This is a genomic window from Blautia hansenii (assembly GCF_013304445.1).
In the GTDB taxonomy this organism is placed as follows: Bacteria; Bacillota; Clostridia; order Lachnospirales; family Lachnospiraceae; genus Blautia.
Genome location: NZ_JAAITA010000026.1, coordinates 1 through 24,629 on the forward strand (window position 1 = coordinate 1; position 24,629 = coordinate 24,629).

The window sequence follows — 24,629 nt, forward strand, 5'->3', positions numbered from 1 at the left end:
GTGGCTGCAAAGCAGCCGCCTAAAAATGTCAAGGTACTCGCTATTTTGCGTTTACTAAGGAAAGAAGAATTATGTTAGAAATTATAAAAAGTATTATTACAAACGTACTCACCGCACTCTATCAGCCTTTCGGTTTTGCTCTGCTTCTGGCCGTACTATTCATGTTTCTGTGTATGTCGGCTCGCGAGCATGGCTGGAAGGTCATTTGCAGAAAGTGGTGGGACAATTTTAAGTCGGACAAGGTTTTCCGGCGCATGTTTTTTCTCGCTTTTTATTCGGCCATGATACTGTTCCGGACGTTACTGAACCGGAATATGTGGGCGAATCCCTTATCCAATGTAATGGGAAGCTGGGGGGTGTACAATGAAAAGGGAGAATTGACCACCGAGGCCATTGAAAATCTGGCTTTGTTTATTCCCTTTGCGGTGCTGCTTCTGTGGGCGCTGCAGGAGAAATACTGGAAAGAAAATTTAAAGTTTGGACAGATTCTCTGGAGAGCAGTGAAGACGGTGTTTTTATTCTCCCTGTGTATAGAATTTGCCCAGTTGTTTTTCCGGCTGGGAACGTTTCAGATATCGGATTTGGTTTACAACACCCTGGGCGGAGCCATTGGCGGTATTCTTTATTTTGCAGGGTGTAAAATAAAGGGGCAAGGGAAATCGAAATAATGCCAACATGAAAAGCTGGCGTTACTTATTTCTGGGGAGCCCATTATAAGGAAAGTGGTTCTGTGCTGCCGGAATATACGGATGGTAAGCAGAAACTGAATTTTTTAGAACCAGATATAGTCTATTCCATAAAATCATGCTATAATCTCTTCATAGGATTCTCCTGTAGAGCAGGAGGAAACATGAAGAAACGAAAAACATTACAGGACCTGACAATCAAGGATAACTTTCTTTTTGGTGCAGTCATGAGCGTGGAGAAAAACTGTAAGGGATTTCTGGAGATGGTGCTTGGATTTTCCATTGCTCATGTGGTTGTGAGCAGGGAGAAGAGCATCGTCTACCATCCCGAATACAAAGGCGTCCGCCTGGACATCTATGCGGAGGATGAGAACCATACCCATTACAACGTGGAAATGCAGATGAGAAAGAAGAAAGCCCTGGGAAAACGAAGCCGGTACTACCACAGCCAGATGGTGATGGAAGCACTGGCAAGCGGAGAAGAGTATGAAACCCTGCCGGATACCTTTGTAATCTTTGTCTGCGATTTCGATCCCTTTGGAGAGCGGCTGTACTGCTATACCTTTGGAAATGAATGTAAGGAGAATAAAAAGGTGAAGCTGGATGACGGGAGTTATACGATTTTTCTGAGTACCAAAGGGGAAAATGAGGAAAAAGTGCCGCCGGAGCTTGTCAGGTTTCTGAAGTTTGTGACGGCTGATTTGGAAGAGAGCGAAGGGGATTTTCAGGATGGACTGGTGAAACAGTTCTAGGAGACTATTCGCAACATCAAGACAGACCGTAAGATGGGAGAGCGTTATATGATTTTTGAAGAAATGCTGCGAGAGGAAAAACTTGAAGGTCGACTGGAAGCAACCAAAGAAAACATTTTGGAACTTCTGGAAGATTTGGGAGAAATCCCGGACGGACTGCGGGATAAAATCGCAGGGCTGGAGGAACTGGAAGACTTGAAGGTTTTGCATAAAATAGCTGCCAGCGCACATTCCTTATATGCGTTTGAGGAGGAAGCAGAGAAGTATCTGCAATCCAAAGCAGAAAAAGAATAAAATCGGTGGTGGTTCTATACCGCCGGAACATATCTGTCTCAATGCTGTCGGAAGCATTGGGGTCTATGAGGACTCTTAAAATAAGAGTGTCTTACTGATTCAGAAAAGATTCAATAAATTGACAGGGGAATTCTATATCCAATACAAGAATGATAAAAGAAAGGTGCAAGGGAAATCGAAAGTAAGTGCAAAATAGTTTGACGGATTGCTTTGTAGAGTTTGATTATTCTGGGGTAATCCGTTATAATAAAGGAAAACATCCGTGGATTTTTGACATTCCAGGGAAAATACCATCAGAAGACGTAATTTAAAGTACATGAGATGACACTATACCAGTTACTATTAGAAGAGGCTTAAACTTAAAAATGAGCGAGGTGTTCATGTGCAGAAAACAAAACAGAATGTAATGAATGAAAACGAAAAAGATTTACAAAGGATAAAAGAACTTCGTCTGATGGATGATGACTTCTTTTCAGAAGCTCTGGATGGAAAGATTGAAGCAGTTGAATATATCTTGAATACTGTTTTAGAACGGGATGATATAAAAGTGAAATCCACAAAGGCACAGGTAGAATATAAAAGTGCAACAAAGCGTTCCATAATCTTGGATATCCAGGCAGAGGACACGGATGGAAAACTCATGGATATAGAAATCCAGCGTTCAGATCGGGGAACAGGAGTGAAAAGGGCAAGATTTCATAGTAGCATGATTGACCGTTCGCTGCTCTGCAAAGGAGATGAGTTCGAAGATTTAGTTGATACATATGTAATTTTTATTACTGAAAATGATAAATTCGGCATGGGGATTCCACTTTATCATGTTGAAAGAAGAATTACAGAGATGGAGTATGCATTATTTGCTGATGGAGCACATATCATATACGTGAATGGTGAATATAGAAATATGGAACATCCTGTTGGGTGTTTGATGTATGACTTCCCCTGCAAAGATGCAAAAGACATTTTGAATCCACTACTTGCAGAAGAAGTCAGATACTTAAAGGAAACAGAAGGAGGTCGAAGCCAGATGTGTAAACTTTTAGAAGAGATGAGAAATGAAGCTGCAGCAGAAGGAAATTATGAAAAAGCAGTAAGTACTGCTTTGAAAATGCTGGCAAGAGGACGTGATTCTATGGAAGAAATTGCGGAGCTGACGGGTTTGTCATTGGAAGAAGTTCAGGACTTGGCAGATAAATAAACAGTATGCGAGGAATGGTTTCTCTGATAATGTGTAGAGCATAATCGGGGAAATCTGGCAAAATCAGAAGGGCTTTCATCATACTTTTATTTTAGTATTCAGGGTTTATGTGTGCGGTTATATTCTTTTAGAAAATCTTCCTGAGCTGAATCAGATACCTGCCTGTCCCGGGGAGTTGGTTTGCAGAGGAGAGAAAGTATTCGGAACAGAAAGGATATACCAACAATGAATAAAACGGGAATTAAAAAATTCATGGGAACCTCCTTGGAAATCATAGTAAAAAGATGGATTGTCTAATAGAAAGAATATGCAGAAAAAAGGAAAATATGCATGAAAATAGAAAATGGGGGATTCGTAACGCAAGATGAGAAAGGAGATTGCCATCATGAACGAATTTGACAGATTGAAGCAAATAATAGCCCGTCTGCGTGGGGAAGATGGCTGCCCCTGGGACAGGGAGCAGACTCATGTGAGTTTAAAGCCGGCTTGTATGGAAGAAGCAGCGGAGGTTGTCTGTGGGATTAATATTCTGGAGGACACGGGCAATGGCGATAATTTGAAAGAGGAGTTGGGAGATTTGCTTCTGCAGGTGGTTCTCCATGCGCAGATTGCAGAGGAGGAAGGGCTTTTTACTCTGGAAGATGTGTGCCGCGGTATCAGTGAGAAGATGGTGCGCAGACATCCTCATGTATTTGGGCGGGAGACAGTGAACCAATCCGGTGAAGTGGTGACCCGGTGGAATGATATTAAGAAGGCGGAGAAGGCGGGAAAAGAATGGACAGACGATTATTTGCCGGAGGCTTTTGAAGAGGCAAAGGCATTGATTGACGCAGCAAAGAGGCGGAAGGGATTTGAATAATTTATGAGGAGTCCTTTTAAGCGCATCCGTAGTCTTAAAAGGACTGCCTCATGGATATTTTTAGCCGGATTTACGGCAAAATTTCCAGCCAGTATCCATCCGGGTCAGAAATGAAATAGATACCCATATCCGGATTCTCAAAGCAGATACAGCCCATTTCTTCGTGAAGCTTGTGTGCAGCTTCAAAGTCGTCGGCACGGAAAGCCAGGTGGAATTCGCAGTCACCCAGGTTATAAGCTCTGTCAAAATCTCTCAGCCAGGTCAGTTCCAGTTCAAAATCTGTGGTTTCATTTCCAAGATAGACAATGATAAAAGAACCGTCTGCAGCATTTTTGCGGCGTTTTTCGGTGAGTCCCAAAGCCTTTTCATAAAAAGCCATAGATTTTTCCAGGTCTCTTACATTGTAGTTTTCGTGAATCATTTGAAATTTCATAATAGGTATCCTCCTTAAAATATAATTGAGAGTGGGAAGGGTTACAGGGAAAATTCCTGTCCTTCCTGCTCTATGTTTACAACTGTTTTCTGATATTTGCTGCCCTCTGGAGAAGACAGAAATCCGGAAATAACGGAATAGTCTTTCCAGAAATGCATGGGAAATGCATATTTTACATGAGCATGCTCAAGGATATGAAGAAATCCTTTGCTGTACCACTCTTCCTGCCGGGGGTCCAGGGGAAGAAAAGCAGCCCATATGTCCAGATTTTCCAGGGGCTTTGTATAGTGCAGGAAGTTGGCAGTCATGTTGCTGTTATACTGCTTGGTTTCCCCCTGCCATACCCACCAGTTTAAATCTCCTGCATGATAAAGATATTTTCTGCGGTAATAAATTAGAAAAGCGACACCGCAGTCTGTGGATTTCAGTGTTTCTACGGTAAAATGTTCATTCCCGTCCTCCAGAGTAAAATCCAGTTTTTCTTCCGGTTTCATAAAACAGAGGTTTTCCGGAGAGATGCCTGCAGGCAGGTGTTTCCTGGTGTCATGAGAGAGAATGTAATGTACTTTTTCATGACGGATAGAGAAGATTTCCGGGTTAAAATGGTCACTGTGCCAGTGAGAAACAAAGATAAAAAGCGGTTTCTCCTGAGACAGCGGAGGAATCTTTCCCTCATAATAATCAAAAAGGAACAGACAGTTTTTTGTTTCAATCAGAAAACCGCTGTGGCTGATATAGGTTACCTTCATTGGTTTTTCCTTTCTCTTTGTTTACGAAGTTTTCTGCGTTTGCGTCTCCGGATAGAGCGTTTTATCTTTATAACCAAGGTTACGATATAGAAGATAAAGGCAGCAGCTAACAGAAACAGTGCAGGATATTTCCAGCTGGGGAGCTGGTGGAATTTACCTCCGATTTCACCCCAAAAGCCGTTCAGAGAATCTTCTTTTCCCTGGGAGGCAGTGGTCTGGGAATCTTCGGCACTGGTGGATTGCTGGGACTGGCGTTCCTGAAGCTGAAAGGTCTCCGCAGCCTGCAGGAGTTCCGGGGAGGCTTCCTGGGTGGAACTGCCCAGAGCGGTTTTTCCATAATAGTAATCCATTTTCAGGGAATTCTCTTCCAGGCTGACCTCATAGGTCAGGGATTCTTTGACGTCAGTGGGAACATCTATGGCAGAGTTTTCTACCACAGCATCCAAAAGTCCGTTTTCTTTCAGATAAGCGCCAAGGGTATTCTCTTTTGCAGGCGCCAGGGCTTCGTTGTCTGGTGTGAGTTTGCGGAAATTGGTAAAGCCGTAGTCAAAAATTGCTTTGGTATCATCGTAGTGGGACACATTATCCGCCAAAACCACACATACTAAGGTTGTGCCGTTTCTTTCTGCATAGGTGACCAGTGTATTGCCTGCTTTAACGGTGTATCCGGTTTTGCCGCCCAGACAGCCCTCATAGTGCTGGGCGCCGTCCAGTACCATTTTGTGGTGGTTATTCAGCCACCGTTCTTCATTGGTAATATTGGTTTTCGGCACAATGTAATAGGGTGTTTTGATGATTTCCCGGAAGGTTTCGTTCTGGAAAGCTGCCTGGGCAATCAGAGCCAAATCCCTGGCCGTGGTGTAGTGGTTTTCATCGTACAGTCCGTTTGCATTGACGAAATGTGTATTTTTACAGCCAAGTTCTTTGGCGCGCTGATTCATTTCGTCCACAAATTTGGGAACTGTGCCGCCGATATACTCCGCAACCCCGGAAGAAACTTCGTTGGCGGAAGCCAGAAGAATGGCATAGGCACAGTCTTTCATAGTCAGGGTTTCGCCGGGTTTGATACCGATATGGGTACTTCCCGGTTCGATGTTGTTTACCTCATCCGTAAAGGTTATCTGGGTGTCAAAAGGCACTTTTTCCAGCGCAAGCATGGCTGTCATAATCTTTGTAGTGCTGGCAGGGGCGCGCTTTTCGTCGATCCCTTTGGCATAAAGGATTTCCCCGGAATCCACATCCATTAAAATAGCTGTTTCTGCCACAACCTTTGGACCTTCAGGCCAGCCGGAAATTTTGTTGGACTGAATTTCCCAGTTATAGCTTTCCGGTACCTCCGGCGTGTCTGTCTGCTGATTGGCTGTGTCCTCAGGATTTTGGGAGGTGTTTTGGGCCGGAGCAGAGGCTGAAGAATCAGCTGCGGCAGCCATTGCGTCAACTCTGCCGGTATGGATACAAAGGCTTACAGCCATGCAGAGAATACCGGGCAGAAGAAGTCTTTTCTTTTTCATAGGAATCTCCATTCTGCCGCCGGAAAATCAACAGATCGTTCCGGGCGGCATAAAATTTACTCAAACTAATGTACATTATAAGCGGTTTGGAGAATTATATCAATAAAATTAGGCAGAGACAGCGGAGAAAATGTTTTAGTTGTTGCAAAAATTATGCAAGATAAACATTGTCAAAGTGGGCAACAACCGCTATACTGTAAGTATAAAACACACAGGAACAAACAGAAAAGGCAGAATGATTTTATCATTTTGCCTTTTTACGAATGTGCTCTGCGGGAAATAGAAAAGCACTGGTTATAACAAATAAAATAGGGGATGCACAAGGAGGAACGAATGAAAAGTTTATTGATTTTAGGAGCCGGAGGATTCGGTCATATGATTCAGGAAATGGCAGGAATCCTGGGCTATGAGAAAGCTGTATTTTTAGATGACGCAGTGAAGGGAGCAGATGTAGTAGGAAAGTGCTGCGATTACAGGGCTTTTGTGAAAAACTATGATACGGCAGTGGCGGCTCTTGGCGACAACGGGATGCGCCTGTACTGGACAGAAAAACTCATGGAAGCGGGTTATCACGTTCCGCCTATGATTCATCCGTCAGCAGTGGTAAGCCCAAGCGCAGTGATTGGAAATGGAACATTTGTTATGCAGGGGGCAGTGGTGAATACACATACCGTTGTAGAACACGGTGTGCTGATTAACAGCGGCGCAGTGGTTGACCACGATTCCTATGTGGGCTGCGGCGCGCATATTGGGCTGAACAGTGTGGTAAAGGCCAATTGTAAGATTGATTCCAAGAGGAAAGTGGAAGCAGGGGAAGTGGTATTTTCTACCAGAAGAAAGATTGACGGCGTGAGCAGCCGTGATTTGGAAGACGCGCTGTATGCTTTTGGATTTGGTCTGCAGTGCAGCTATGTGAAACCTTTCGGAGAAGGGCATATCAATGAAACATATGCGGTTTATATGCCTACAGAGGATGGAGACGAATTTGCCTATATTCTGCAGAGGGTAAACAATAATGTATTTAAAGACCCGGCGGGAGTTATGGAGAATATTTTTGGTGTGACAGAGTATCTGAGAAATGTTATCCGGGAAGAGGGCGGAGATCCGGACAGAGAAACGTTGTCCTGCATTAAGACAAAGACGGGTTGTACGTATTTTGAAGACAGTGAGGGGCAGCCCTGGAGATGTTATAATTACATACCGAACTCCGTGTGTTATCAGCTGGTGGAGGAGCCGGAGCAGTTTTATCAGTCGGGTAACAGCTTCGGGCATTTCCTGAAACAGTTGGGCAATTATCCGGCTTCCAGCTTAAAAGAAACCATTCCGGATTTCCACAATACGGTAAAACGGTTTGGAAATTTCCAGAGAGCCCTGCACAGAGACATTAAAAACAGAGCCGTTACCTGCCGGGGGGAAATTTCTTTTGTATTGGAAAGAGAGCAGGACTGCGGCGTACTGGTACAGCAGCAGGAGGAGGGGATTCTGCCCCTTCGCGTCACCCACAATGACACGAAGCTGAACAATATTCTCTTTGACGCAGATACGGGAAAAGGGCTGTGCATTATTGACCTGGATACGATTATGCCGGGGCTGGCTGCCAATGATTTTGGAGATTCTATCCGCTTCGGAGCAGCCACAGCAGAGGAAGATGAGCAGAATCTGGATTTGGTACATTTTGATATTTCTTTGTATGAACTGTATGTAAAGGGGTATCTGGAGGCAACGAAAGATGTGCTGACTCCCGAAGAGGTGGAAAGTCTTCCATGGGGCGCCCGCCTGATGACGCTGGAATGCGGCATGCGTTTTCTGACGGATTATCTGGAGGGAGATACTTATTTTAAGACTGCTTATCCCGAGCACAATCTGGTGCGTGCCCGGACCCAGTTCCGTCTGGTGGACGAGATGGAGCAGCAGTTTGACCGGATGAAAGAAATCGTGAAGAAATATTGTCAGAATTGAAGAAGGTATAGTGAAAGGGACGAGGAGTAAAATGAAAGCTGCAGCAGATGAGATGGAGTATTCTTCAGAGTTGTTATATGATGCATTGATAGAGAGTACCGATGATTTTATTTATATGTGCAATCCTAAAACAGGGATGTTTCGATATCCGTAGCTTTGGTGGATATGTTTGGCCTTCCCGGCGAAGTAGTGAAGCATCCCCTTACCTACTGGAAGGCCATTGTGCATCCGGAAGACTGGGAACGTTTTTATCAATCCAATATGGAAGTTGTTTCCGGAAAGGTAGATTGCCACTCTGTAGAATTCCGTGCAAAGAAGCGCAGCGGAGAATATGTCTGGATAAAATGCAGGGGACAGATGATATACGATAAAGAAGGGAACCAGGAACTTTTTGCAGGAATTATGTGTCTGATGGGAAAGCAGAATAAGGTGGACCCTCTGACACAGCTTTTGAACTATACAGAGTTTTACAAGGCGCTTGAGAAGAGTCTGAAGGACGAGATGGTGGAACATCTGGCTGTGATGGTAATTGACATAGATGAATTTCGTCAGGTTAATGAGCTGTACAGTCGTTCCTTCGGAGACAAGGTACTGAAGCGGATGGGACAGACCATACAGGCGCTGCTTCCTGCCAACGCGTCTCTTTACAGAATCGAAAAGGACAAGATGGGGATTCTTATGGATAATGCAGTGGGACACGACGTATAGAGCACCTTTATCGTACGCTCCAGGAATATCTGATGAAGATATGGGAATGGAATGCCCAGAGACTGAATATAGAGATATCGGCAGGATGTGCAATGTATCCGGAAGATGGAAAGTATGTGGATGAAGCTGTACCGCTATGCGGATTATGCGCTGCAGCATGCCAAGGTACAGGGATACAGGGGATTTTATCTGAACTATCAGCCTCAGGTGAATCTCATTACGGGAGACATCAAGGGTGTGGAAGTACTGATGCGCTGGAAGGACGAAGACGGCAGCGTCGTTTCTCCGGCAGAATTTATTCCTCTTATGGAGGGACACAGAATGATTTACCGGGCCGGACTCTGGATGCTGCATAAAGCATTCAGAGACAGCAGGGAATGGCTGGAAAAGAAACCGGACTTTACCGTCAGTGTGAATATTTCTGTACTGCAGTTTCTGGAAGACCATTTTCTGGAGGATTTATACAGAATCATTGAGGAAGAAGCGTTTAGCTGCGAAAATCTTATTGTAGAGCTGACAGAAAGCTATGCGGTTAAGAACATGGAAATTTTCAGGGAAAAGTTCAATGATATGCGCAGCAGAAATATACGCACTGCTTTAGATGATTTTGGAACCGGATATTCCAGTCTCAGCTATCTGAAGAGTATAGAAATTGACGAGGTGAAGATAGACCGTTGTTTTGTGAGGCAGATTCAGAACAGCGCCTATAACTACCAGTTGCTTCGGAATGTGATAGAATTGGTCCATAGTGTCCATATCCGGGTATGCTGTGAAGGTGTGGAGAAAGAGGAAGAATTGTTCAGTCTTATGGAACTTCATCCGGATGTGATACAGGGATATCTTTTTGCCGAGCCTTATGAAAAGGAGAAATTTGAGGCTTTGTACATGAAGCCGGAAGTGGAGGAGTATCGGAAGCGGATAGTTCAGGAGGAGCGTTTCCGCTGTTTGCATTCAGATGACTTACAGCGCTTTTACGGGGTGCTCAATTCCAACTATCGTCAGAGGGATATTCTGAAAAATACTCGTCTGGGACTGTGAGTCATCCGTATGAATCCGGAAAAAAATCAGTATGAAATGTATGCAGACAGGGTGATGTTGGAAATTATGGGAGTAGAAGGGATTCCCACGCCGGAGGAGTGTTATCAGCACTGGTATGGAAGGATTCATCAGGGATATTATCAGTATGTGAATAGTTCTGTGAAGCGTGTGATTGAAACGGGAAAGGTGGCGCAGCTGGAATATGCCTGGAAACATCCGCAGAAGGGCGAGGTCATGGTCAGCTGTCTGGGCGCAAAAGTAGAGGATAATGACGGTATGATTTGTCTGGAAGGGCATCACCGGATTATCAGTGAGGTGGAAGAACCCCAATTTTTGCCGGAGAGAACTCCTGTAGATTCGTTTTAGTATCATGAGAAAGACCACTCCGTTTATCTTCACACAAACGGGAACTAAATTCCGGGAAGTGTTTTTACAGGCAGGTCAGCAGACCGTTGCATTTCATGCAACGGTCTCTGTTTAGTTATAGAGAAGTTTTCTCTTTAGCATTTCTGAATTGACCGCATGGGCCAGAGCTTCCTCTTTGGTAATCTGTCCCGTTCGGCAAAGGGTCTGGATACTGCTGTCCATGGAAAACATAGTGTCCGAAGAGGAGGAGTATACAAGTCCGTCAATCTGAGGAATTTTGTTTTCTCTTATCATATTGCGGATGGCAGGGGTGGCGGTCATCAATTCAAAGGCCGCATGCATGCCTGATTCGTCTGCAGAAGGAATAAGCTGCTGGGATACCACGGCCTGGAGAACGGAAGAAAGCTGTATGGCTATCTGCCTCTGCTGGTTGGGAGGGAAAACATCAATGATTCGGTCAATCGTGTTGGCTGCCCCCAGGGTGTGCAGGGTAGATAAGACCAGATGTCCGGTTTCCGCAGCCGTCATGGCAATAGACATAGTTTCAAAATCCCGCATTTCACCTAAGAGAATGACGTCCGGACTCTGACGGAGGGAAGAACGCAGAGCCACTACATAGCTTTCCGTATCGGAACTGATTTCACGCTGGCTCACAATGCTTTTTTTGTGCTTGTGAAGGAATTCCAGGGGATCTTCCAGAGTGATGATGTGTTTCTCCTGGTTTTCATTAATGGCATTGATGATGCAGGCCAGGGTCGTAGATTTGCCGCTTCCGGCAGGGCCTGTAACCAGTACCAGTCCTTTTTTCAGATTTCCCAGGTCAATAATCTGCTCCGGAATTCCAAGCACAGAAGGGTCTGGCAGGCTGAAGGTAATCATACGGATGACTGCAGCCAGAGAACCTCTCTGCATGTAAGTACTGACCCGGTAGCGGGACAGGCCTTTTACTGTAAAAGAGAAATCATCATCACCGGTTTGCAGGAACTTTCCGATATCTCTGTGGTCTGCCAGTTCATAAATTTCCCGGATAAGGCTCTCGCACTGCTCAGGCATCATTCGTTCCTCATTTAGCTGTATGATTTTTCCGCCTTTTTTATAAGACATGGGGCACCAGTACCTCCGGCATGTTGTCCCGGAGGGTCTGTGGGCTGTCTTGGTCTTTCTGGGCTTTGTCAGAGGCAGTATTTCCGGTATCACTGCCGCTGCAGCCCGTAGTCAGAAGAAGGGGCAGCACAAGCAGGGCAAAGATGAGCCGGAGTTTTCCCCGAAAAGCCGGAAAAGGATATTTCAGGTACATAAGATATTCCTTGAAAAAATAAATTCATTTGTCGTATAGGATAAGTATAGCACCCGAAAGGCGGTTTTTCCAACTGAAAAATTGCTTGACTTTGTGGTAATATAACATTGCAAAAACAAAAAGTTTGTACTATACTTCCTCTAGAATTATAAAGGAGCGAAAAGGAGAAGAAACATGACAAACGATATGACAAAGGGAAGTCCCATAAAGCTGATTATCCAGTTTATGATTCCCATGTGTCTGGGGAACATTTTTCAGCAGTTTTATAATATTGCGGATTCTATTATTGCAGGGCAGTTTCTGGGGGTAGATGCTCTGGCGGCTATTGGGAGCACCGGCTCTTTGATTTTTCTGGTGACCGGGTGGCTAAATGGACTGACAAGCGGTTTTTCTGTGTGGGTAGCGCAATGGTTCGGGGCCAGAAAGACAGATAGAATGAGGCATTTTATTGCCATGTCCATTTATATCTGTGTGGCTTTTGTAGTGGTGATGACCGTAGGACTTCTGGCGGCCAATGAACCTATTTTACGCTTAATGAATGCCCCGGAAAATTTGCTGGATGATATCAGCAGTTATATGGTTATTATTTATGCGGGTCTTGTGGTGACTTGTGCTTACAATGCTCTTGCAGCTGTGCTGCGGGCCTTGGGAGACAGCAAATCGCCGCTGTATTTTTTGATTGTTTCCGCTGTTATTAATGTGGTTCTGGATATTGCTTTTATTGTGATTTTTCATATGGGTGTAGAGGGATGTGCCTATGCCACGGTAATTGCACAGGGAATTTCTGCACTGCTGTGTTTAGTTTACATAATCAAGAAATTTCCGGTATTGAGGCTGAAAAAGGAGGATTTTCGATTTTCTGTAAATACCGTCAAAAAACTTTTGGGACTGGGGATTCCCATGGGACTGCAGTTTTCCATTACAGCCATTGGAACGATTATTGTACAGGGGGCAATTAATGTGTATGGCGCTGTGTATATGGCGGGATTTTCGGCAGCAGGAAAAATTCAGAATATTATCTGTACGGTGTTTGTGGCTTTCGGCGCTACTATTGCCACTTATGTGGGGCAGAACCGGGGCGCGGGGAAAATGGACCGCGTCAAACAGGGAGTGCGTCTCACACAGATGATGATACTGGTGTGCAGTGTGGTATTGATGGCAGTGATTCATTTCTTTGGAAAGTATATGATATTCCTGTTTATTGACCCGGCTGAGACGGAAGTGCTTCATGCGGCAGAAATTTATTTTAACATTGTTTCCTGGGCGTATCCTTTCCTGGGAAGTATTTTCCTTTACAGAAATGCGCTGCAGGGTATGGGATATGGTTTTGTGCCTATGATGGGCGGTGTGTTTGAATTGGTGGCCAGAGCTGCTATTGTATTTGTTGCGGCGGCAAACGCGGGATTTGCCCAGGTCTGCATGTCTGACCCGGCAGCGTGGATAGCAGCGTTGATTCCTCTGATTCCTTATTATATATGGGTGATGAGGAAAGCAGAAAAGAGCGGACAAGTGGAGGTGTAAGCGTGCAGTTAGAAGAGGAACAGAAGTGTCTGCTCAAAGAATTACAGACTGCTGTGGAGCGGCAGGAGGACAAAGAGCATTTGGAAGAACTGCTTTGGAAGACGTTGACAGTTTTCCAGGGCTGTCCCTTTTATACCGTAAAAAACCTGGAATTTGTATATGAAATCAGGGGAAATGAAATGTTTGTCAATAGAAAGGATAAATCCATTACCAGAGCAAGCATCAGCCTGGCTTTTGAAAAAGCATTGGAATTGCAGAAGACAGAGGGCACGGTAAAGGGGCCGAAGAAGCTGAATTGCTTTGGGGCAAGTTATCTTTATCCGGTCTTTGAGAAACTGGGAATTATCTGGAAGTGAAAAGTACCGCATGGACAACTGTGAAAATATTTATATTCTCAGAGTGTCCGTGCGGTACTTTTTACTCAAAATTTCTCTATGAGTTTCTATATGAAATTAAAATTTAAAAGTATCTTTCAGCGGCGCCCATTTCTGGTCTTTGTCGCTTAAGTTCAGCGCTGTGCCGTCTTCCAGAGTGTAACCTTCTGCAGATGCATTGCCCTGATATTCCCCTTTTAACTGTGGCCAGACAATGCCGATTTCCGGGTCATTCCAAGCCAGACCGCCCTCGTCTCCCGGGTGATAGAAATCGGTCACTTTGTAGCAGAATTCTGCTACATCGCTGAGTACCAGGAAGCCGTGAGCAAAACCTTCGGAGATGTAGAACTGTTTCTTGTTTTCTTCGGATAATTCGATACCGAACCATTTTCCGTAAGTTTTACTGCCGCTTCGCAAATCTACAGCCACGTCAAAAACAGTTCCTTTGATAACGCGAACCAGTTTTCCCTGTGGAAATTCTTTCTGGAAGTGCAGGCCGCGCAGCACGCCTTTGGTAGAGCAGGACTGGTTATCCTGCACGAATTTCATGTTCAGCCCGGCTTCTTCCATGTCTTTCTGGTTGTAGGTTTCCATGAAATAACCTCTGGAATCTCCGTGTACAGCCGGTTCGATAACATAAAGCCCTTCAATCGGGCATTTGCTTACTTTAATCTGTCCCATATGTTTCCGCTCCTTTTCTTTGTATTGTTTTAAAAATCAAGCTCTGCTAAGTAGCGTTTTACAGCGTCCTGCCAGGTTGGAAGAGGAGTAAAGCCATTTTTCACCAGCTTGCTCTTATCCAGTCTGCTGTTGAAAGGACGTTTTGCTTTGGAAATGCCGTATTCTTCTGTGGTAACAGGTTTTACGGTTACTTTTTCATATTCCGGATGCCCGGCTTCTGCAGCCTGGCGGAAGATTTCTTTGGCAAAATCTGCCCAGCTGATATAACCGCCTTCGTTGGTTGCATGATAGTAGCCGTATTTTTCCGTTTCAATCATATCTACCAGCAGCACAGCCAGGTCAAAGGTGTAGGTTGGCGTACCAATCTGGTCGTCTACTACTGTGAGGAGTTCATGTGTCTTTCCTACATTCAGCATGGTTTTGATGAAGTTCTTGCCGTTTTTGCCGAATACCCAGGCAATACGGACAATGAAATATTTTTCCAGAGTTTCGGAAACAGCCAGTTCTCCGGCCAGTTTGGTTTCTCCGTATACGTTTAAAGGTTTGTAGTCCTTGCAGTCCGGCAGCCAGGGTTCCGTTCCCTGTCCGTCAAAGACATAGTCCGTGCTGATGTAAACCATTTTGCAGTTCAGCTCTTTGCACACGTCGGCAATGTACTTTGTACCTGTGGCATTGATGGCTTCAACGACAGGTTTTTTGTCTTCCTCTTCTGCCAAATCCACGGCAGTCCAGGCAGCACAATGTACCACCACATCCGGCGCTGTTTCTTTCAGCACACGTTCCACGCAGGCGCGGTCTGTAATATCCATCTGTACATAAGGCATGGTTTCTACGGCAGTCCCGTCTGAAATACCGCTGTAAACTTCTTTGATATCGGAACCGATACCTTCATAGCCGCGTTTTGCCAGTTCGTTCATTACGTCATGTCCAAGCTGCCCAGCAACACCTGTAACTAAAACTTTCATTTACACTACCTCCTGTTTAGCGGTTTGCGTACATCTTTTCATAATAATTCTGATATTCGCCGGAGATGATAGTTTCCCACCATTCCTTGTTGTCCAGATACCACTGGATGGTTTTCTTGATACCGTCTGCGAACTTGGTTTCCGGCAGCCAGCCCAGTTCGTTGTGAATTTTAGTCGGGTCAATGGCATAACGCATATCGTGGCCTTTTCTGTCTGTGACATAAGTAATCAGACTTTCCGGTTTGCCCAGTTCTTTGCAGATGATTTTTACAATGTCAATGTTTTTCATTTCATTGTGACCGCCGATGTTGTAAACTTCGCCCACGCGTCCTTTGTGGATAATCAGATCAATGGCTTTGCAGTGGTCTTCTACATACAGCCAGTCGCGGACATTTTCGCCTTTTCCGTATACAGGAAGGGGTTTGTCATTTAATGCGTTGGCAATCATCAGCGGAATAAGTTTTTCCGGGAAATGATAGGGGCCGTAGTTGTTGGAGCAGCGGCTGATGGTCACAGGCAGGCCGTAGGTGCGGTGGTAAGCCAGTACCAGAAGGTCAGCGCCTGCTTTGGAGGAGCTGTAAGGGCTGCTGGTATGGATAGGGGTTTCTTCTGTGAAGAATAAGTCCGGGCGGTCAAGGGGCAAATCGCCGTATACTTCGTCAGTGGAAACCTGATGATAACGCTGAATACCGTATTTGCGGCAGGCGTCCATGAGCACAGCAGTTCCTTTGATGTTGGTATCCAGGAAGACTTCCGGATTTTCAATGGAACGGTCTACATGACTTTCCGCAGCAAAGTTTACCACCATATCAGGGTGTTCTTCTTCAAATAATTTGTAAACGGCTTCTCTGTCTGTGATACTTTCTTTTACAAAACGGAAATTCGGGTTGTCCATAACAGGTGCAAGAGTGGATAAGTTACCTGCATAAGTCAGGCAGTCCAGACAGATGATTCTGTAGTCCGGGTACTTGTCCAGCATGTGGAAAATAAAGTTGCTTCCGATAAATCCGGCGCCGCCGGTAACAATAATAGTCATAGTAAAAATCTCCTTATTTGCTTTTTATTTTATTCCCAAAGGGGAAAGAATATGTTTTCTTTTGGGACAGACCCTGAAATTAGTGCAGGCTGTCCAGATATTTGCCGTCCAGAACGTCTTTTAAATACTGGCCGTACTGGTTTTTCTTTAACACTTCGTAAACCTTCAGAACATCGTCTTTGGTAATCCAGTTGTTTAAGTAGGCGATTTCTTCCAGGCAGGCAATTTTGCGGTGCTGGTGGTCTTCGATAGTTTTAACAAAGTTGGTAGCTTCCACAAGGCTTTCGTGGGTTCCGGTATCCAGCCAGGTAAAGCCTTGTCCCAGAAGTTCCACGTTTAAGCAGCCTTCTTCCAGGTAAATACGGTTTAAGTCTGTGATTTCCAGTTCGCCTCGTTTGCTTGGCTTTAAGTTTTTCGCGTATTCCACAACTTTGCTGTCGTAGAAGTAAAGTCCGGTGACACAGTAGTTGCTCTTTGGATGTTCCGGTTTTTCTTCGATGGAAATGGCTTTGCCGTCCTGGTTGAATTCTACGATACCGAAGCGTTCCGGGTCGTCTACATAGTAGCCGAATACGGTGGCGCCTCTGCCGGTTTCTGCGTTTTCCACGGCTGCTTTTAAGCGTTTTTTCAGACCGTGTCCTGCAAAAATGTTGTCACCCAGTACCATGGCAACAGAATCGTTTCCGATAAATTCTTCGCCGATGATAAAGGCCTGCGCCAGTCCGTCCGGGCTTGGCTGTACGGCATAGGAAAGCTGTACGCCGAACTGATGGCCGTCTCCTAAGAGTTCCTGGAAACGAGGGGTATCCTGAGGGGTGGAGATGATGAGGATTTCACGGATTCCTGCATTCATCAGCACAGACAGCGGATAGTAAATCATTGGTTTGTCGTAAATAGGAAGTAACTGCTTGGAAGTTACCATAGTCAGGGGGTAAAGGCGGGTTCCTGAACCGCCGGCTAAGATAATACCTTTCATAATTGAAATCTCCTTTGTTTTTTATTCATGTTTAGTCTCTGAGTTTATGATAACTCTATTATATAGGGTGACGTTACGTCATGTGCAAGGGTTTTTTGTATTGTTCATCAAAATTTTATAAATCCAGAGGAATGAGGGGTTGTTTTTCAAAGTTCATATGTTATACTTTTTATTAAGGAATTCCTCTGCTTTTAGGGAGGATTATTATGAAAAAACAACGATTGGAAAATCTTACAATTAAAGATAATTTCCTGTTTGGTGCAGTGATGATGAATGAAGATAACTGTAAGGGGCTTTTGGAAAGAGCGCTGGATATAAAAATTGACTATGTTCGGGTAAGCCGTGAAAAAAGTATAGTCTACCACCCTGAATACAAGGGAGTCCGGTTAGATGTATATGCAAAAGATGAAGCGCAGACCTGCTATAATATAGAAATGCAGGTGACAAAGAAAAAAGCGCTGGGAAAACGAAGCCGTTATTACCAAAGTCAGATGGACATGGAAATGCTTTTGGCGGGCAGTGAATACGAGATGCTTCCCAGCAGTTATGTTATTTTTATCTGTGATTTTGACCCATTTGGGGAAAAGCAGTACCGGTACACCTTTGAAATGAAGTGCAAAGAAAAAGAAAAGGTACAGTTTGGAGACTGTCGTCATATTGTATTTTTAAGTACCTGTGGGGAAAATGACGAAGAGGTTCCAAAAGAACTGATTACTTTTCTGAAATTTGTCAAGGCAGATTTAAAAGACAGTCAGACTGATTTTCATGATTCTTATATCCGACAGCTTCAGGAATTTATCGCTCGGGTAAAATCCAGCAGAGAAATGGAGGAGCGTTTTATGGTTTTAGAAGAGATGCTGAGAGATGAACGAAGAGAAGGAAGAACAGATATTTTGTTGGAAATGCTGGAAGAATGCGGGACAGTACCGGAAAATCTGAAAGAAAAAATTCTCGGAGAAACCGATATGAAAACGCTGGCCTTTTGGACAAGACTTGCAGCAAAAGTTGAATCTGTAGAGGAATTTCAGGAAAAAATGGAACTGTAATTTTTTCCGTAGATTTAGTCACATCTAAAAGCAATTCACGCCGTTTCAGGCAAATATTTCAAGACAAGGAAGAAAAGCGGAGGAATTCTGATAACCATAAACCTCGCCAAACAGAGACGATTTTCCTACTTGACGAACTCCGGAAAAATATGGATAATAGAACCTGACTGACAAGACAGTAAACAAGACAGTAAAACGAAGAAAACGTCAGAAGGAAGGAGAATCCATTTATGAAAGAATTTTTGAGAAGAAAAAACATCATTTTTTCTGCCAAGCGATATGGGATTGACGCTTTAAGCGCCATGGCACAGGGGTTATTTGCCTCTCTGCTTATCGGGACGATTATCAGTACCCTGGGGGAGCAGTTGGGCATTGATATTCTGGTAACCGTGGGAACTTATGCCAAAGGAGCCACAGGTGCAGCTATGGCTATTTCCATAGGCTATGCATTGCAGTGTCCGCCCCTGGTGCTGTTTTCGCTGACAGCCGTAGGCATGGCGGCCAATGAGCTGGGCGGTGCGGGAGGCCCGCTGGCAGTTCTGATTGTAACTATTTTTGCGGCGGAAGCAGGCAAGCTGGTTTCCAAGGAGACAAAAATAGATATTATTGTAACACCTTTTGTATCTATTGCCGTGGGTGTACTGTTGTCTCTTTGGTGGGCACCCGCTATCGGCTACGCAGCCAGCAGCGTAGGAAATGCCATTATGTGGGCAACAGAACTGCAGCCGTTTTTTATGGGTATTTTGGTTTCCGTCATAGTAGGGATTGCACTGACACTTCCTATCAGCAGCGTGGCAATCTGTGCAGCTCTTTCTCTTACCGGTCTGGCCGGTGGAGCGGCAGTGGCAGGCTGCTGTGCCCAGATGGTGGGCTTTGCAGTGATGAGTTTTAAGGAAAACCGGTGGGGTGGTCTTTTTGCCCAGGGAATCGGAACCTCTATGCTGCAGATGGGAAATATTGTGAGAAATCCGAAAATCTGGCTTCCACCGACTTTGGCTTCAGCGATTACCGGACCGATGGCCACCTGCATGTTTCATATGGAAATGAACGGAGCGGCAGTTGCTTCCGGTATGGGAACCTGTGGCTTTGTGGGACAGATAGGTGTGTATACAGGCTGGGTACAGGATATGGCAAGCGGCGCCAAAGCAGCGATAACCCCCATGGACTGGATTGGCATGATTCTTATCTGCTTTGTACTGCCCGCAGTGCTGACCTGTGTCATTGCCATACCTTTCAGAAAGAAAGGATGGATTGGAGAAAATGATTTGAAACTGGATTTATAAAAATAAAGTATGGGTCTGGTGCACGACGCAAGGTGTACCAGACCCATATTCTGTGTTTTTATAAATATCCGTGTTTTTCCAGTGTGTTTAGGATGTTGCGTCCTTCGTCTGTACCTTCAATGATACGTCTCGCCCGGACACTGTCACCAATGTTGATAACTTCAATTTCGTCACCAAAGGCGTTCTGGAGCTCAGCCAGAACCGGTGTGTTGGCTTTCATTCCGAGGCAGACAAATCCGTAATCAAAGTTTAAAGTTTCTTTGCCTTCCGGGGTTTCCACCAGGAAAGAATCGTCCCGGACTTCTTTCAATGCGGTGTTAGGCATTTGGCGGACATGGTATTTATCCATCAGGGCAAAGGTGCCGACCTTGGATATGGGGTCAATTCCGTTTCCGATTGCAGGGAGCATTTCTACGATAGAGACTTCTGCGCCCCGCGGAGCAAAGAACTCCACCACGTCCAGTCCTACGGCACCGCCGCCGATGACGCAGACTTTCTTTCCGGTCATATCCTCCGGATACTGGTCTACATGCTGAATCATATCAAAAATAGAGTACACATGGCTTCCGGGTTTGCCCAGTGTGTCGTGAAGCCCGGCAATGGGAGGAAGCAGCGGGAGAGAGCCTGTAGCATTGACAAGGATGTTAGGCTTCAGGTTTTTGATAAATTCGGTGGTAGCTTCAGTCTGGGTAAACACAAACAGGTTTTTTAATTTGTGCGCACGGTGGATCAGGTAATTGGGGAAATCTGCCAGACGTTTTTTGTCCGGAATCTTGGAAATCTCTGCAGCCAATCCGCCAAGATACGGTTTTTTCTCAATGAGGAAGGTTGTACATCCCACTTCGGCGGCTGTACAGGCAGCCTCAAGGCCGGCAGTTCCGCCTCCGATTACAACGACATTGCAGGGCTTGGAAACCCGTTGTTTTTTGTAGACTTCTCCGTGGAGAACGGCAGGATTTACAGTACAGCGGATAGGACGGTTAATGCCGATTCGGTTTCCGGCGCACCCGATGTTGCAGGAAATGCATTTGCGGATATCACAGACATCTCCGAATTCCACTTTGTTTACCCAGTCCGGGTCTGCAATCAGTCCCCGTCCCATACCGATGATGTCCGCGTCGCCTTTTGCAAGAATGTCTTCCGCAACCTGGGGATTTCGGATATTTCCCGTAGTTACACAAGGTTTTCCGTAGCGTTCTTTTACTGCTTTTGCCATGTAAGAGCGCCAGCCGTCCGGCAGATAGTTGGCGTCAATCTGATATTGAATAGAACTGTTCAGTCCCGCAGATACGTCGATAACGTCGGCTTCTTCCTGGAAATATTGAAGGTAATCCAGAGTATCCTCCAGAGTGTTGCCGCCTTCCAGAAATTCATCGGCGCTGATTCGCACGAAGATGGGGAAATGCGGCCCAACCTGTGCGCGGACTTCCTCCAGAACCATACGGGCAAAGCGGGCGCGATTTTCAGCGCTTCCGCCGAATTCGTCTGTCCGGTGGTTGGTAAGCGGAGATAAAAACTGGCTGATGAGGTAGGAATGTCCGGCGTGAATTTCTACAGTATCAAATCCGGCAGCCTGAGCCCGTTTTGCCGCTTGTCCGTATTTTTTTACAATCTGAAGAATTTCTTCTTTCTCTAACGGGCGCGGAATTTCACCTCCGGCTTTGGAAGGAATGTCAGAGGCAGAGACCGGCTGCATCTGGGTACGGGCAGACTGAGCCGAAGCCCCGGCATGGTTAATCTGAATACCGATACAGGCGCCGTGTTTGTGGACAGTTTCTGTTAATTTGAACAGACGCGGAAGATAATTGTCATGGTCAATGCGGAGCTGGGTGGTTCCGTTGGAACCCAGCGGGTAATCTACGTTTGCATTTTCTACCATAATTAAACCGGTGCCGCCTCTGGCGCGCTGCTCGTAATAATTAATATGAAGAAAGCTCATCTCGCCGCTTTGTTCACCGTAGTTTGTACCCATGGGTGTCATCATAATTCTGTTTTTCATCGTCATGCGGCGGATGGTCAGTGGTTCAAAGATGTGTTTGTACATGCTTTTCATAAGGAACTCCTCCTGTTTTCTGGATTTGATATTTGATTAACAATCTATGTTCTGACCGTATTATAGGGAAAAATAAACCATAAAACAAATGCATATTTTTATTAATATCTATAGAAATTAACTATTAGTTATGGTATTCTGTATAAAAAGGTGAGAAGGGAGTGAGTTGTATGAAGCTGCATCAGTTAAATTATTTTGTGGCACTGGCACGTTTGGAGCATTACACAAAAGCGGCAGAAGAGATTGGAATTTCTCAGCCAACGCTGAGTCATGCAATTGCCGGACTGGAGGAGGAACTGGGTGTAAAGTTGTTCCGCAAGCAGGGAAGAAATGTGGTACTGACAAAGTATGGGAGATTTTTCCTGGGGTATGTGGAGGAATCCATGAATGTACTGGAACTGGGAGTCTCTAAGACAAAGGGGATGGCGGGACAGACCAAAGGGGTCATTGATTTGGCATATATCTATACACTGGGCAGTGAATTTGTGCCTCGTCTGGTGGGGGATTTTCTGCGAAGTCATGAAGAACTGGAAACAGAGTTTCATTTTACCGTGGGGAATACGTCAGAACTTATCCAGGGGCTGAAGGATGAAAAGTATGATATTGCCTTCTGTTCCATGATGGAGAATGAACCGGAAGTCAGCTTTACACCAGTAGGAACACAGAATCTGGTTGTAGTCATACCGAAACAACATCCTCTGTCCGGAAGAGGGGAAGTGGATTTGGAAGAGGCTGCCCTTTATCCGCAGATTTATTTTACACAGGGAAGCGGCCTTCGGCCGGTGGTGGACAGGCTCTTTGAAATGGCGAAAATCAGACCCCAGATTGCTTATGAAATAGAGGAAGACGGTGCAATGGCCGGGCTTGTAGCACAGAATTTCGGTATTGCGGTCATGCCGGATATTCCCCTTCTTAAAAATATGAATGTGGAAGTGCTGAAGCTGCGCTCGCCCCGGTATCAGCGTTACATCTATATGGCGCTGTCCAAGGAGAATTATCAGACTCCCATTGTAGAAAAATTCGCAGAATATGTAAAAGCCTTATATGGAAAATACTAGTTTAAGATTCCTTGTACCAGAAAACCTCCGGCAGGGACACCAATTACAGATGTGTCCCGTCCTTTATGATAAACTGGAGAAAATTCCGGACCGCCGGAATCATATAATGGTCTTTTAGATAGGCCAGATAAACGGTATGAACCAGATGTATGTCACGAAGAGGCAGAATCCGGATATTGCGTTTGCGGATGGCCTCCGTATCTGCCACCAGGGCTATGCCGAAATCTTCCTCCACAAGGGCAGAGATGGCATTTTCATCAGGGGACTCGCAGATGAAATTCGGGGTGATTCCGTGGGAAGAAAATATCTGCCGCGTATATTTTCCCAGACCGGAGCTTTTGTCATACCCAATCAGCGGATAGGCGCTAAGTTCAGACAGGGAAACCGCGTCTTTGGCGCACAGCGGATGTCCCTTGGGCGTGATGACGGTCATATTCTGGTGGATAATAGGAATAAACTTAATATTTGGTTCGTTTTCCATATAGGAACAGAACACAAGGTCAAAGAGCTCCTTTTTCAGTCCTTCAATCAGTTGGGGTGTGTGGAGCTGATGGAAGCTGAAGGTAATGTTCTTATAGCGTTCCTGGCTTAAAAAACGCCTTACAGTATGAGGGATATAGCGGTTCGCCAGGGGAAAGACATATGCAATATCAACGTGTCCCTCATCCTGGGCAAGCTGGTGCATACGAAAGAGGGCAGTCTCCGTCTCCTGCAGAATCCGCTCTGCGTGTTCCAGAAAGATTCGCCCGTATTTGGTAAGCCGCACATTGCGTCCCTGCCGTTCAAAAAGAATGATGTTCAGCTCCTCTTCCAGGGAAGCAATAGAGCGGCTTAGGGAAGGCTGGGAAATATTAAGTTCTGCGGCAGCCTGCCGGAAATGCTGATGTGCGGCAACTGTCCGGAAATATAATAACTGATTTAATGTCATATCAAATTCCTCCTGTCAGACATTCCAGTTCCCCGGTCATGCACAACGAAGCATTTGCCAATCTGGGACTTGATTATGCATATATTGCATTTGAAGTGGATAACGACTCTCTGGAGGATGCGGTCAAGGGACTTCGCGCATTGAAAATGAGAGGCTCAAATGTGTCCATGCCTAATAAGACAGTGGTACATAAGTATCTGGACAAGCTTTCTCCGGCAGCAGAAATGTGTAAAGCAGTAAACACGATTGTCAATGACAACGGAGTGTTGACCGGACATATTACGGATGGTATCGGATATATGGCGGCGTTAAAGGATAATCACATTGATGTAATTGGAAAGAAAATGACCATTGTCGGCGCCGGATGAGCAGCCACAGCCATTCAGGTACAGGCAGCGCTGGACGGAGTAAAAGAGATATCTATTTTCAATGCAAGAGATAAATTCTGGGACAATGCAGTTGAAACGGTAAAGAAGATTAATGAAAATACAGAATGTAAAGCTGCTTTATATGACCTGGCTGATTTGGATAAGTTAAAAGAAGAGATGGAAGACAGTTATCTGTTTACCAATGCCACGGGAGTAGGAATGAAACCCTTAGAGGGGCAGACCTATATTCCGGACAAATCCTTTTTCCGTCCGGGTTTAATTGTCATAGATATTGTATACTTCCCAAGAGAAACCGCTCTTCTTAAAATGGCAAAAGAAGCCGGCTGTAAGACGATGAATGGTCTTGGTATGATGTTGTTCCAGGGGTCAGCGGCCTTTGAACTGTGGACCGGACAGCCTATGCCGATAGAGTATATGAAGGAAATTTTGGATATTAAGTATGAATAAGAGAAGCAAGCAGAAAACGAGG

The 24,629-nt window shown here is 45.2% G+C and carries 25 protein-coding genes and 1 pseudogene; 15 read left to right on the forward strand and 11 right to left on the reverse strand.

The window, feature by feature from the left end:
- Nucleotides 1-71 precede the first annotated feature (71 nt).
- From G5A70_RS13680 to G5A70_RS13695, 5 genes are all read left to right on the forward strand, one after another.
- Complete coding sequence (locus G5A70_RS13680; RefSeq protein WP_173750088.1) at nt 72-668, forward strand: VanZ family protein; 597 nt, start codon at nt 72-74, stop codon at nt 666-668.
- 182 nt (nt 669-850) lie between these two features.
- Nucleotides 851-1,438 carry an Rpn family recombination-promoting nuclease/putative transposase gene (locus G5A70_RS13685; protein WP_319017078.1) on the forward strand — a complete coding sequence of 196 codons (588 nt, stop codon included), beginning with the start codon at nt 851-853 and terminating at the stop codon, nt 1,436-1,438.
- Nucleotides 1,439-1,486: 48 nt separating this feature from the next.
- The gene (locus tag G5A70_RS16050) at nt 1,487-1,732 is read left to right on the forward strand and encodes a hypothetical protein (protein WP_319017079.1); all 246 of its coding nucleotides are present in this window, start codon (nt 1,487-1,489) and stop codon (nt 1,730-1,732) included.
- Between the two features lie 406 nt (nt 1,733-2,138).
- Nucleotides 2,139-2,930 (forward strand): PD-(D/E)XK nuclease family transposase, encoded by a 792-nt coding sequence (locus G5A70_RS13690; protein ID WP_173750089.1) that lies wholly within the window; start codon nt 2,139-2,141, stop codon nt 2,928-2,930.
- A gap of 385 nt (nt 2,931-3,315) precedes the next feature.
- Nucleotides 3,316-3,789: a MazG family protein gene (locus G5A70_RS13695; protein ID WP_173750090.1), complete on the forward strand. Its 474-nt coding sequence runs from the start codon at nt 3,316-3,318 to the stop codon at nt 3,787-3,789.
- Between the two features lie 70 nt (nt 3,790-3,859).
- Here the strand turns inward: G5A70_RS13695 and G5A70_RS13700 are convergent, their stop codons facing one another.
- The 3 genes from G5A70_RS13700 to G5A70_RS13710 are packed head-to-tail and all read right to left on the reverse strand — an operon-like array spanning nt 3,860 to nt 6,482.
- Nucleotides 3,860-4,222 carry a VOC family protein gene (locus G5A70_RS13700; protein ID WP_173750091.1) on the reverse strand — a complete coding sequence of 121 codons (363 nt, stop codon included), beginning with the start codon at nt 4,220-4,222 and terminating at the stop codon, nt 3,860-3,862.
- 41 nt (nt 4,223-4,263) lie between these two features.
- Entirely contained in the window at nt 4,264-4,971 is a 708-nt protein-coding gene (locus G5A70_RS13705) for an MBL fold metallo-hydrolase (RefSeq protein WP_173750092.1), read from the reverse strand.
- Entirely contained in the window at nt 4,968-6,482 is a 1,515-nt protein-coding gene (locus G5A70_RS13710) for a D-alanyl-D-alanine carboxypeptidase family protein (protein WP_173750093.1), read from the reverse strand. Before G5A70_RS13710 ends, G5A70_RS13705 begins: the two co-directional genes overlap by 4 nt.
- Before the next feature lie 333 nt (nt 6,483-6,815).
- On the opposite strand from G5A70_RS13710, the gene G5A70_RS13715 reads away from it, so the two are divergent.
- The 4 genes from G5A70_RS13715 (at nt 6,816) to G5A70_RS13730 (ending at nt 10,553) form a co-directional block, all read left to right on the forward strand.
- Complete coding sequence (locus tag G5A70_RS13715; protein ID WP_173750094.1) at nt 6,816-8,441, forward strand: phosphotransferase; 1,626 nt, start codon at nt 6,816-6,818, stop codon at nt 8,439-8,441.
- Between the two features lie 144 nt (nt 8,442-8,585).
- Nucleotides 8,586-9,149 carry a diguanylate cyclase domain-containing protein gene (locus tag G5A70_RS16055; RefSeq protein WP_294460397.1) on the forward strand — a complete coding sequence of 188 codons (564 nt, stop codon included), beginning with the start codon at nt 8,586-8,588 and terminating at the stop codon, nt 9,147-9,149.
- A 114-nt stretch (nt 9,150-9,263) separates the two neighbouring features.
- Nucleotides 9,264-10,187, forward strand: a complete 924-nt coding sequence (locus G5A70_RS13725; RefSeq protein WP_173750096.1) for an EAL domain-containing protein — start codon at nt 9,264-9,266, stop codon at nt 10,185-10,187.
- 9 nt (nt 10,188-10,196) lie between these two features.
- On the forward strand, nt 10,197-10,553 hold the full coding sequence (locus tag G5A70_RS13730; protein WP_173750097.1) for a PAS domain-containing protein: 357 nt from the start codon (nt 10,197-10,199) through the stop codon (nt 10,551-10,553).
- Nucleotides 10,554-10,664: 111 nt separating this feature from the next.
- Here the strand turns inward: G5A70_RS13730 and G5A70_RS13735 are convergent, their stop codons facing one another.
- Both G5A70_RS13735 and G5A70_RS13740 read right to left on the reverse strand, forming a co-directional pair.
- Nucleotides 10,665-11,738: a type IV pilus twitching motility protein PilT gene (locus G5A70_RS13735; RefSeq protein WP_370779765.1), complete on the reverse strand. Its 1,074-nt coding sequence runs from the start codon at nt 11,736-11,738 to the stop codon at nt 10,665-10,667.
- Nucleotides 11,647-11,850, reverse strand: a complete 204-nt coding sequence (locus tag G5A70_RS13740; protein WP_173750099.1) for a hypothetical protein — start codon at nt 11,848-11,850, stop codon at nt 11,647-11,649. Before G5A70_RS13740 ends, G5A70_RS13735 begins: the two co-directional genes overlap by 92 nt.
- 174 nt (nt 11,851-12,024) lie before the next feature.
- On the opposite strand from G5A70_RS13740, the gene G5A70_RS13745 reads away from it, so the two are divergent.
- Nucleotides 12,025-13,371, forward strand: a complete 1,347-nt coding sequence (locus G5A70_RS13745) for an MATE family efflux transporter (protein ID WP_226853730.1) — start codon at nt 12,025-12,027, stop codon at nt 13,369-13,371.
- A 2-nt stretch (nt 13,372-13,373) separates the two neighbouring features.
- Nucleotides 13,374-13,727 carry a hypothetical protein gene (locus tag G5A70_RS13750; RefSeq protein WP_226853732.1) on the forward strand — a complete coding sequence of 118 codons (354 nt, stop codon included), beginning with the start codon at nt 13,374-13,376 and terminating at the stop codon, nt 13,725-13,727.
- Between the two features lie 96 nt (nt 13,728-13,823).
- On the opposite strand, the gene rfbC is transcribed toward G5A70_RS13750, so the two are convergent.
- From rfbC to rfbA, 4 genes are all read right to left on the reverse strand, one after another.
- Entirely contained in the window at nt 13,824-14,426 is a 603-nt protein-coding gene (gene rfbC, locus G5A70_RS13755; RefSeq protein ID WP_173750100.1) for a dTDP-4-dehydrorhamnose 3,5-epimerase, read from the reverse strand.
- Nucleotides 14,427-14,455: 29 nt separating this feature from the next.
- Nucleotides 14,456-15,391: a dTDP-4-dehydrorhamnose reductase gene (gene rfbD, locus G5A70_RS13760; protein ID WP_173750101.1), complete on the reverse strand. Its 936-nt coding sequence runs from the start codon at nt 15,389-15,391 to the stop codon at nt 14,456-14,458.
- 16 nt (nt 15,392-15,407) lie between these two features.
- A complete protein-coding gene (gene rfbB / locus G5A70_RS13765; protein WP_173750102.1) occupies nt 15,408-16,427 on the reverse strand; it encodes a dTDP-glucose 4,6-dehydratase in 1,020 nt (339 codons plus the stop codon).
- Between the two features lie 79 nt (nt 16,428-16,506).
- Complete coding sequence (gene rfbA / locus G5A70_RS13770; protein WP_173750103.1) at nt 16,507-17,403, reverse strand: glucose-1-phosphate thymidylyltransferase RfbA; 897 nt, start codon at nt 17,401-17,403, stop codon at nt 16,507-16,509.
- 206 nt (nt 17,404-17,609) lie between these two features.
- On the opposite strand from rfbA, the gene G5A70_RS13775 reads away from it, so the two are divergent.
- Together G5A70_RS13775 and G5A70_RS13780 are read left to right on the forward strand one after the other, a co-directional pair.
- Nucleotides 17,610-18,449 (forward strand): Rpn family recombination-promoting nuclease/putative transposase, encoded by an 840-nt coding sequence (locus tag G5A70_RS13775; RefSeq protein WP_173750104.1) that lies wholly within the window; start codon nt 17,610-17,612, stop codon nt 18,447-18,449.
- Nucleotides 18,450-18,679: 230 nt separating this feature from the next.
- On the forward strand, nt 18,680-19,732 hold the full coding sequence (locus G5A70_RS13780) for a PTS transporter subunit IIC (protein WP_173750105.1): 1,053 nt from the start codon (nt 18,680-18,682) through the stop codon (nt 19,730-19,732).
- A gap of 58 nt (nt 19,733-19,790) precedes the next feature.
- Here G5A70_RS13780 and G5A70_RS13785 read toward each other — a convergent pair whose 3' ends face one another.
- Nucleotides 19,791-21,785, reverse strand: coding sequence for an FAD-dependent oxidoreductase (locus G5A70_RS13785; RefSeq protein WP_173750106.1), 1,995 nt, complete (start codon nt 21,783-21,785; stop codon nt 19,791-19,793).
- 170 nt (nt 21,786-21,955) lie between these two features.
- Here G5A70_RS13785 and G5A70_RS13790 point away from each other — a divergent pair, with 170 nt between their 5' ends.
- Nucleotides 21,956-22,843 carry a LysR family transcriptional regulator gene (locus G5A70_RS13790; RefSeq protein ID WP_173750107.1) on the forward strand — a complete coding sequence of 296 codons (888 nt, stop codon included), beginning with the start codon at nt 21,956-21,958 and terminating at the stop codon, nt 22,841-22,843.
- A gap of 43 nt (nt 22,844-22,886) precedes the next feature.
- On the opposite strand, the gene G5A70_RS13795 is transcribed toward G5A70_RS13790, so the two are convergent.
- Nucleotides 22,887-23,771, reverse strand: a complete 885-nt coding sequence (locus G5A70_RS13795) for a LysR family transcriptional regulator (RefSeq protein WP_173750108.1) — start codon at nt 23,769-23,771, stop codon at nt 22,887-22,889.
- On the opposite strand from G5A70_RS13795, the pseudogene G5A70_RS16160 reads away from it, so the two are divergent.
- Nucleotides 23,765-24,607: pseudogene (locus G5A70_RS16160) on the forward strand (shikimate dehydrogenase). The gene G5A70_RS13795 and the pseudogene G5A70_RS16160 sit on opposite strands and share 7 nt — an antisense overlap.
- Nucleotides 24,608-24,629 lie beyond the last annotated feature (22 nt).

Excerpts from the sequence above, each read along its gene's own strand:
- G5A70_RS13680 (WP_173750088.1), top strand. The coding sequence starts at position 72 with ATGTTAGAAATTATAAAAAGTATTATTACAAACGTACTCACCGCACTC.
- G5A70_RS13685 (WP_319017078.1), top strand. The coding sequence starts at position 851 with ATGAAGAAACGAAAAACATTACAGGACCTGACAATCAAGGATAACTTT.
- G5A70_RS16050 (WP_319017079.1), top strand. The coding sequence starts at position 1,487 with ATGATTTTTGAAGAAATGCTGCGAGAGGAAAAACTTGAAGGTCGACTG.
- G5A70_RS13690 (WP_173750089.1), top strand. The coding sequence starts at position 2,139 with ATGAATGAAAACGAAAAAGATTTACAAAGGATAAAAGAACTTCGTCTG.
- G5A70_RS13695 (WP_173750090.1), top strand. The coding sequence starts at position 3,316 with ATGAACGAATTTGACAGATTGAAGCAAATAATAGCCCGTCTGCGTGGG.
- G5A70_RS13700 (WP_173750091.1), bottom strand. The coding sequence starts at position 4,222 with ATGAAATTTCAAATGATTCACGAAAACTACAATGTAAGAGACCTGGAA.
- G5A70_RS13705 (WP_173750092.1), bottom strand. The coding sequence starts at position 4,971 with ATGAAGGTAACCTATATCAGCCACAGCGGTTTTCTGATTGAAACAAAA.
- G5A70_RS13710 (WP_173750093.1), bottom strand. The coding sequence starts at position 6,482 with ATGAAAAAGAAAAGACTTCTTCTGCCCGGTATTCTCTGCATGGCTGTA.
- G5A70_RS13715 (WP_173750094.1), top strand. The coding sequence starts at position 6,816 with ATGAAAAGTTTATTGATTTTAGGAGCCGGAGGATTCGGTCATATGATT.
- G5A70_RS13725 (WP_173750096.1), top strand. The coding sequence starts at position 9,264 with ATGTGGATGAAGCTGTACCGCTATGCGGATTATGCGCTGCAGCATGCC.
- G5A70_RS13730 (WP_173750097.1), top strand. The coding sequence starts at position 10,197 with ATGAATCCGGAAAAAAATCAGTATGAAATGTATGCAGACAGGGTGATG.
- G5A70_RS13740 (WP_173750099.1), bottom strand. The coding sequence starts at position 11,850 with ATGTACCTGAAATATCCTTTTCCGGCTTTTCGGGGAAAACTCCGGCTC.
- G5A70_RS13745 (WP_226853730.1), top strand. The coding sequence starts at position 12,025 with ATGACAAACGATATGACAAAGGGAAGTCCCATAAAGCTGATTATCCAG.
- rfbC (WP_173750100.1), bottom strand. The coding sequence starts at position 14,426 with ATGGGACAGATTAAAGTAAGCAAATGCCCGATTGAAGGGCTTTATGTT.
- rfbD (WP_173750101.1), bottom strand. The coding sequence starts at position 15,391 with ATGAAAGTTTTAGTTACAGGTGTTGCTGGGCAGCTTGGACATGACGTA.
- rfbB (WP_173750102.1), bottom strand. The coding sequence starts at position 16,427 with ATGACTATTATTGTTACCGGCGGCGCCGGATTTATCGGAAGCAACTTT.
- rfbA (WP_173750103.1), bottom strand. The coding sequence starts at position 17,403 with ATGAAAGGTATTATCTTAGCCGGCGGTTCAGGAACCCGCCTTTACCCC.
- G5A70_RS13775 (WP_173750104.1), top strand. The coding sequence starts at position 17,610 with ATGAAAAAACAACGATTGGAAAATCTTACAATTAAAGATAATTTCCTG.
- G5A70_RS13780 (WP_173750105.1), top strand. The coding sequence starts at position 18,680 with ATGAAAGAATTTTTGAGAAGAAAAAACATCATTTTTTCTGCCAAGCGA.
- G5A70_RS13785 (WP_173750106.1), bottom strand. The coding sequence starts at position 21,785 with ATGAAAAGCATGTACAAACACATCTTTGAACCACTGACCATCCGCCGC.
- G5A70_RS13790 (WP_173750107.1), top strand. The coding sequence starts at position 21,956 with ATGAAGCTGCATCAGTTAAATTATTTTGTGGCACTGGCACGTTTGGAG.
- G5A70_RS13795 (WP_173750108.1), bottom strand. The coding sequence starts at position 23,771 with ATGACATTAAATCAGTTATTATATTTCCGGACAGTTGCCGCACATCAG.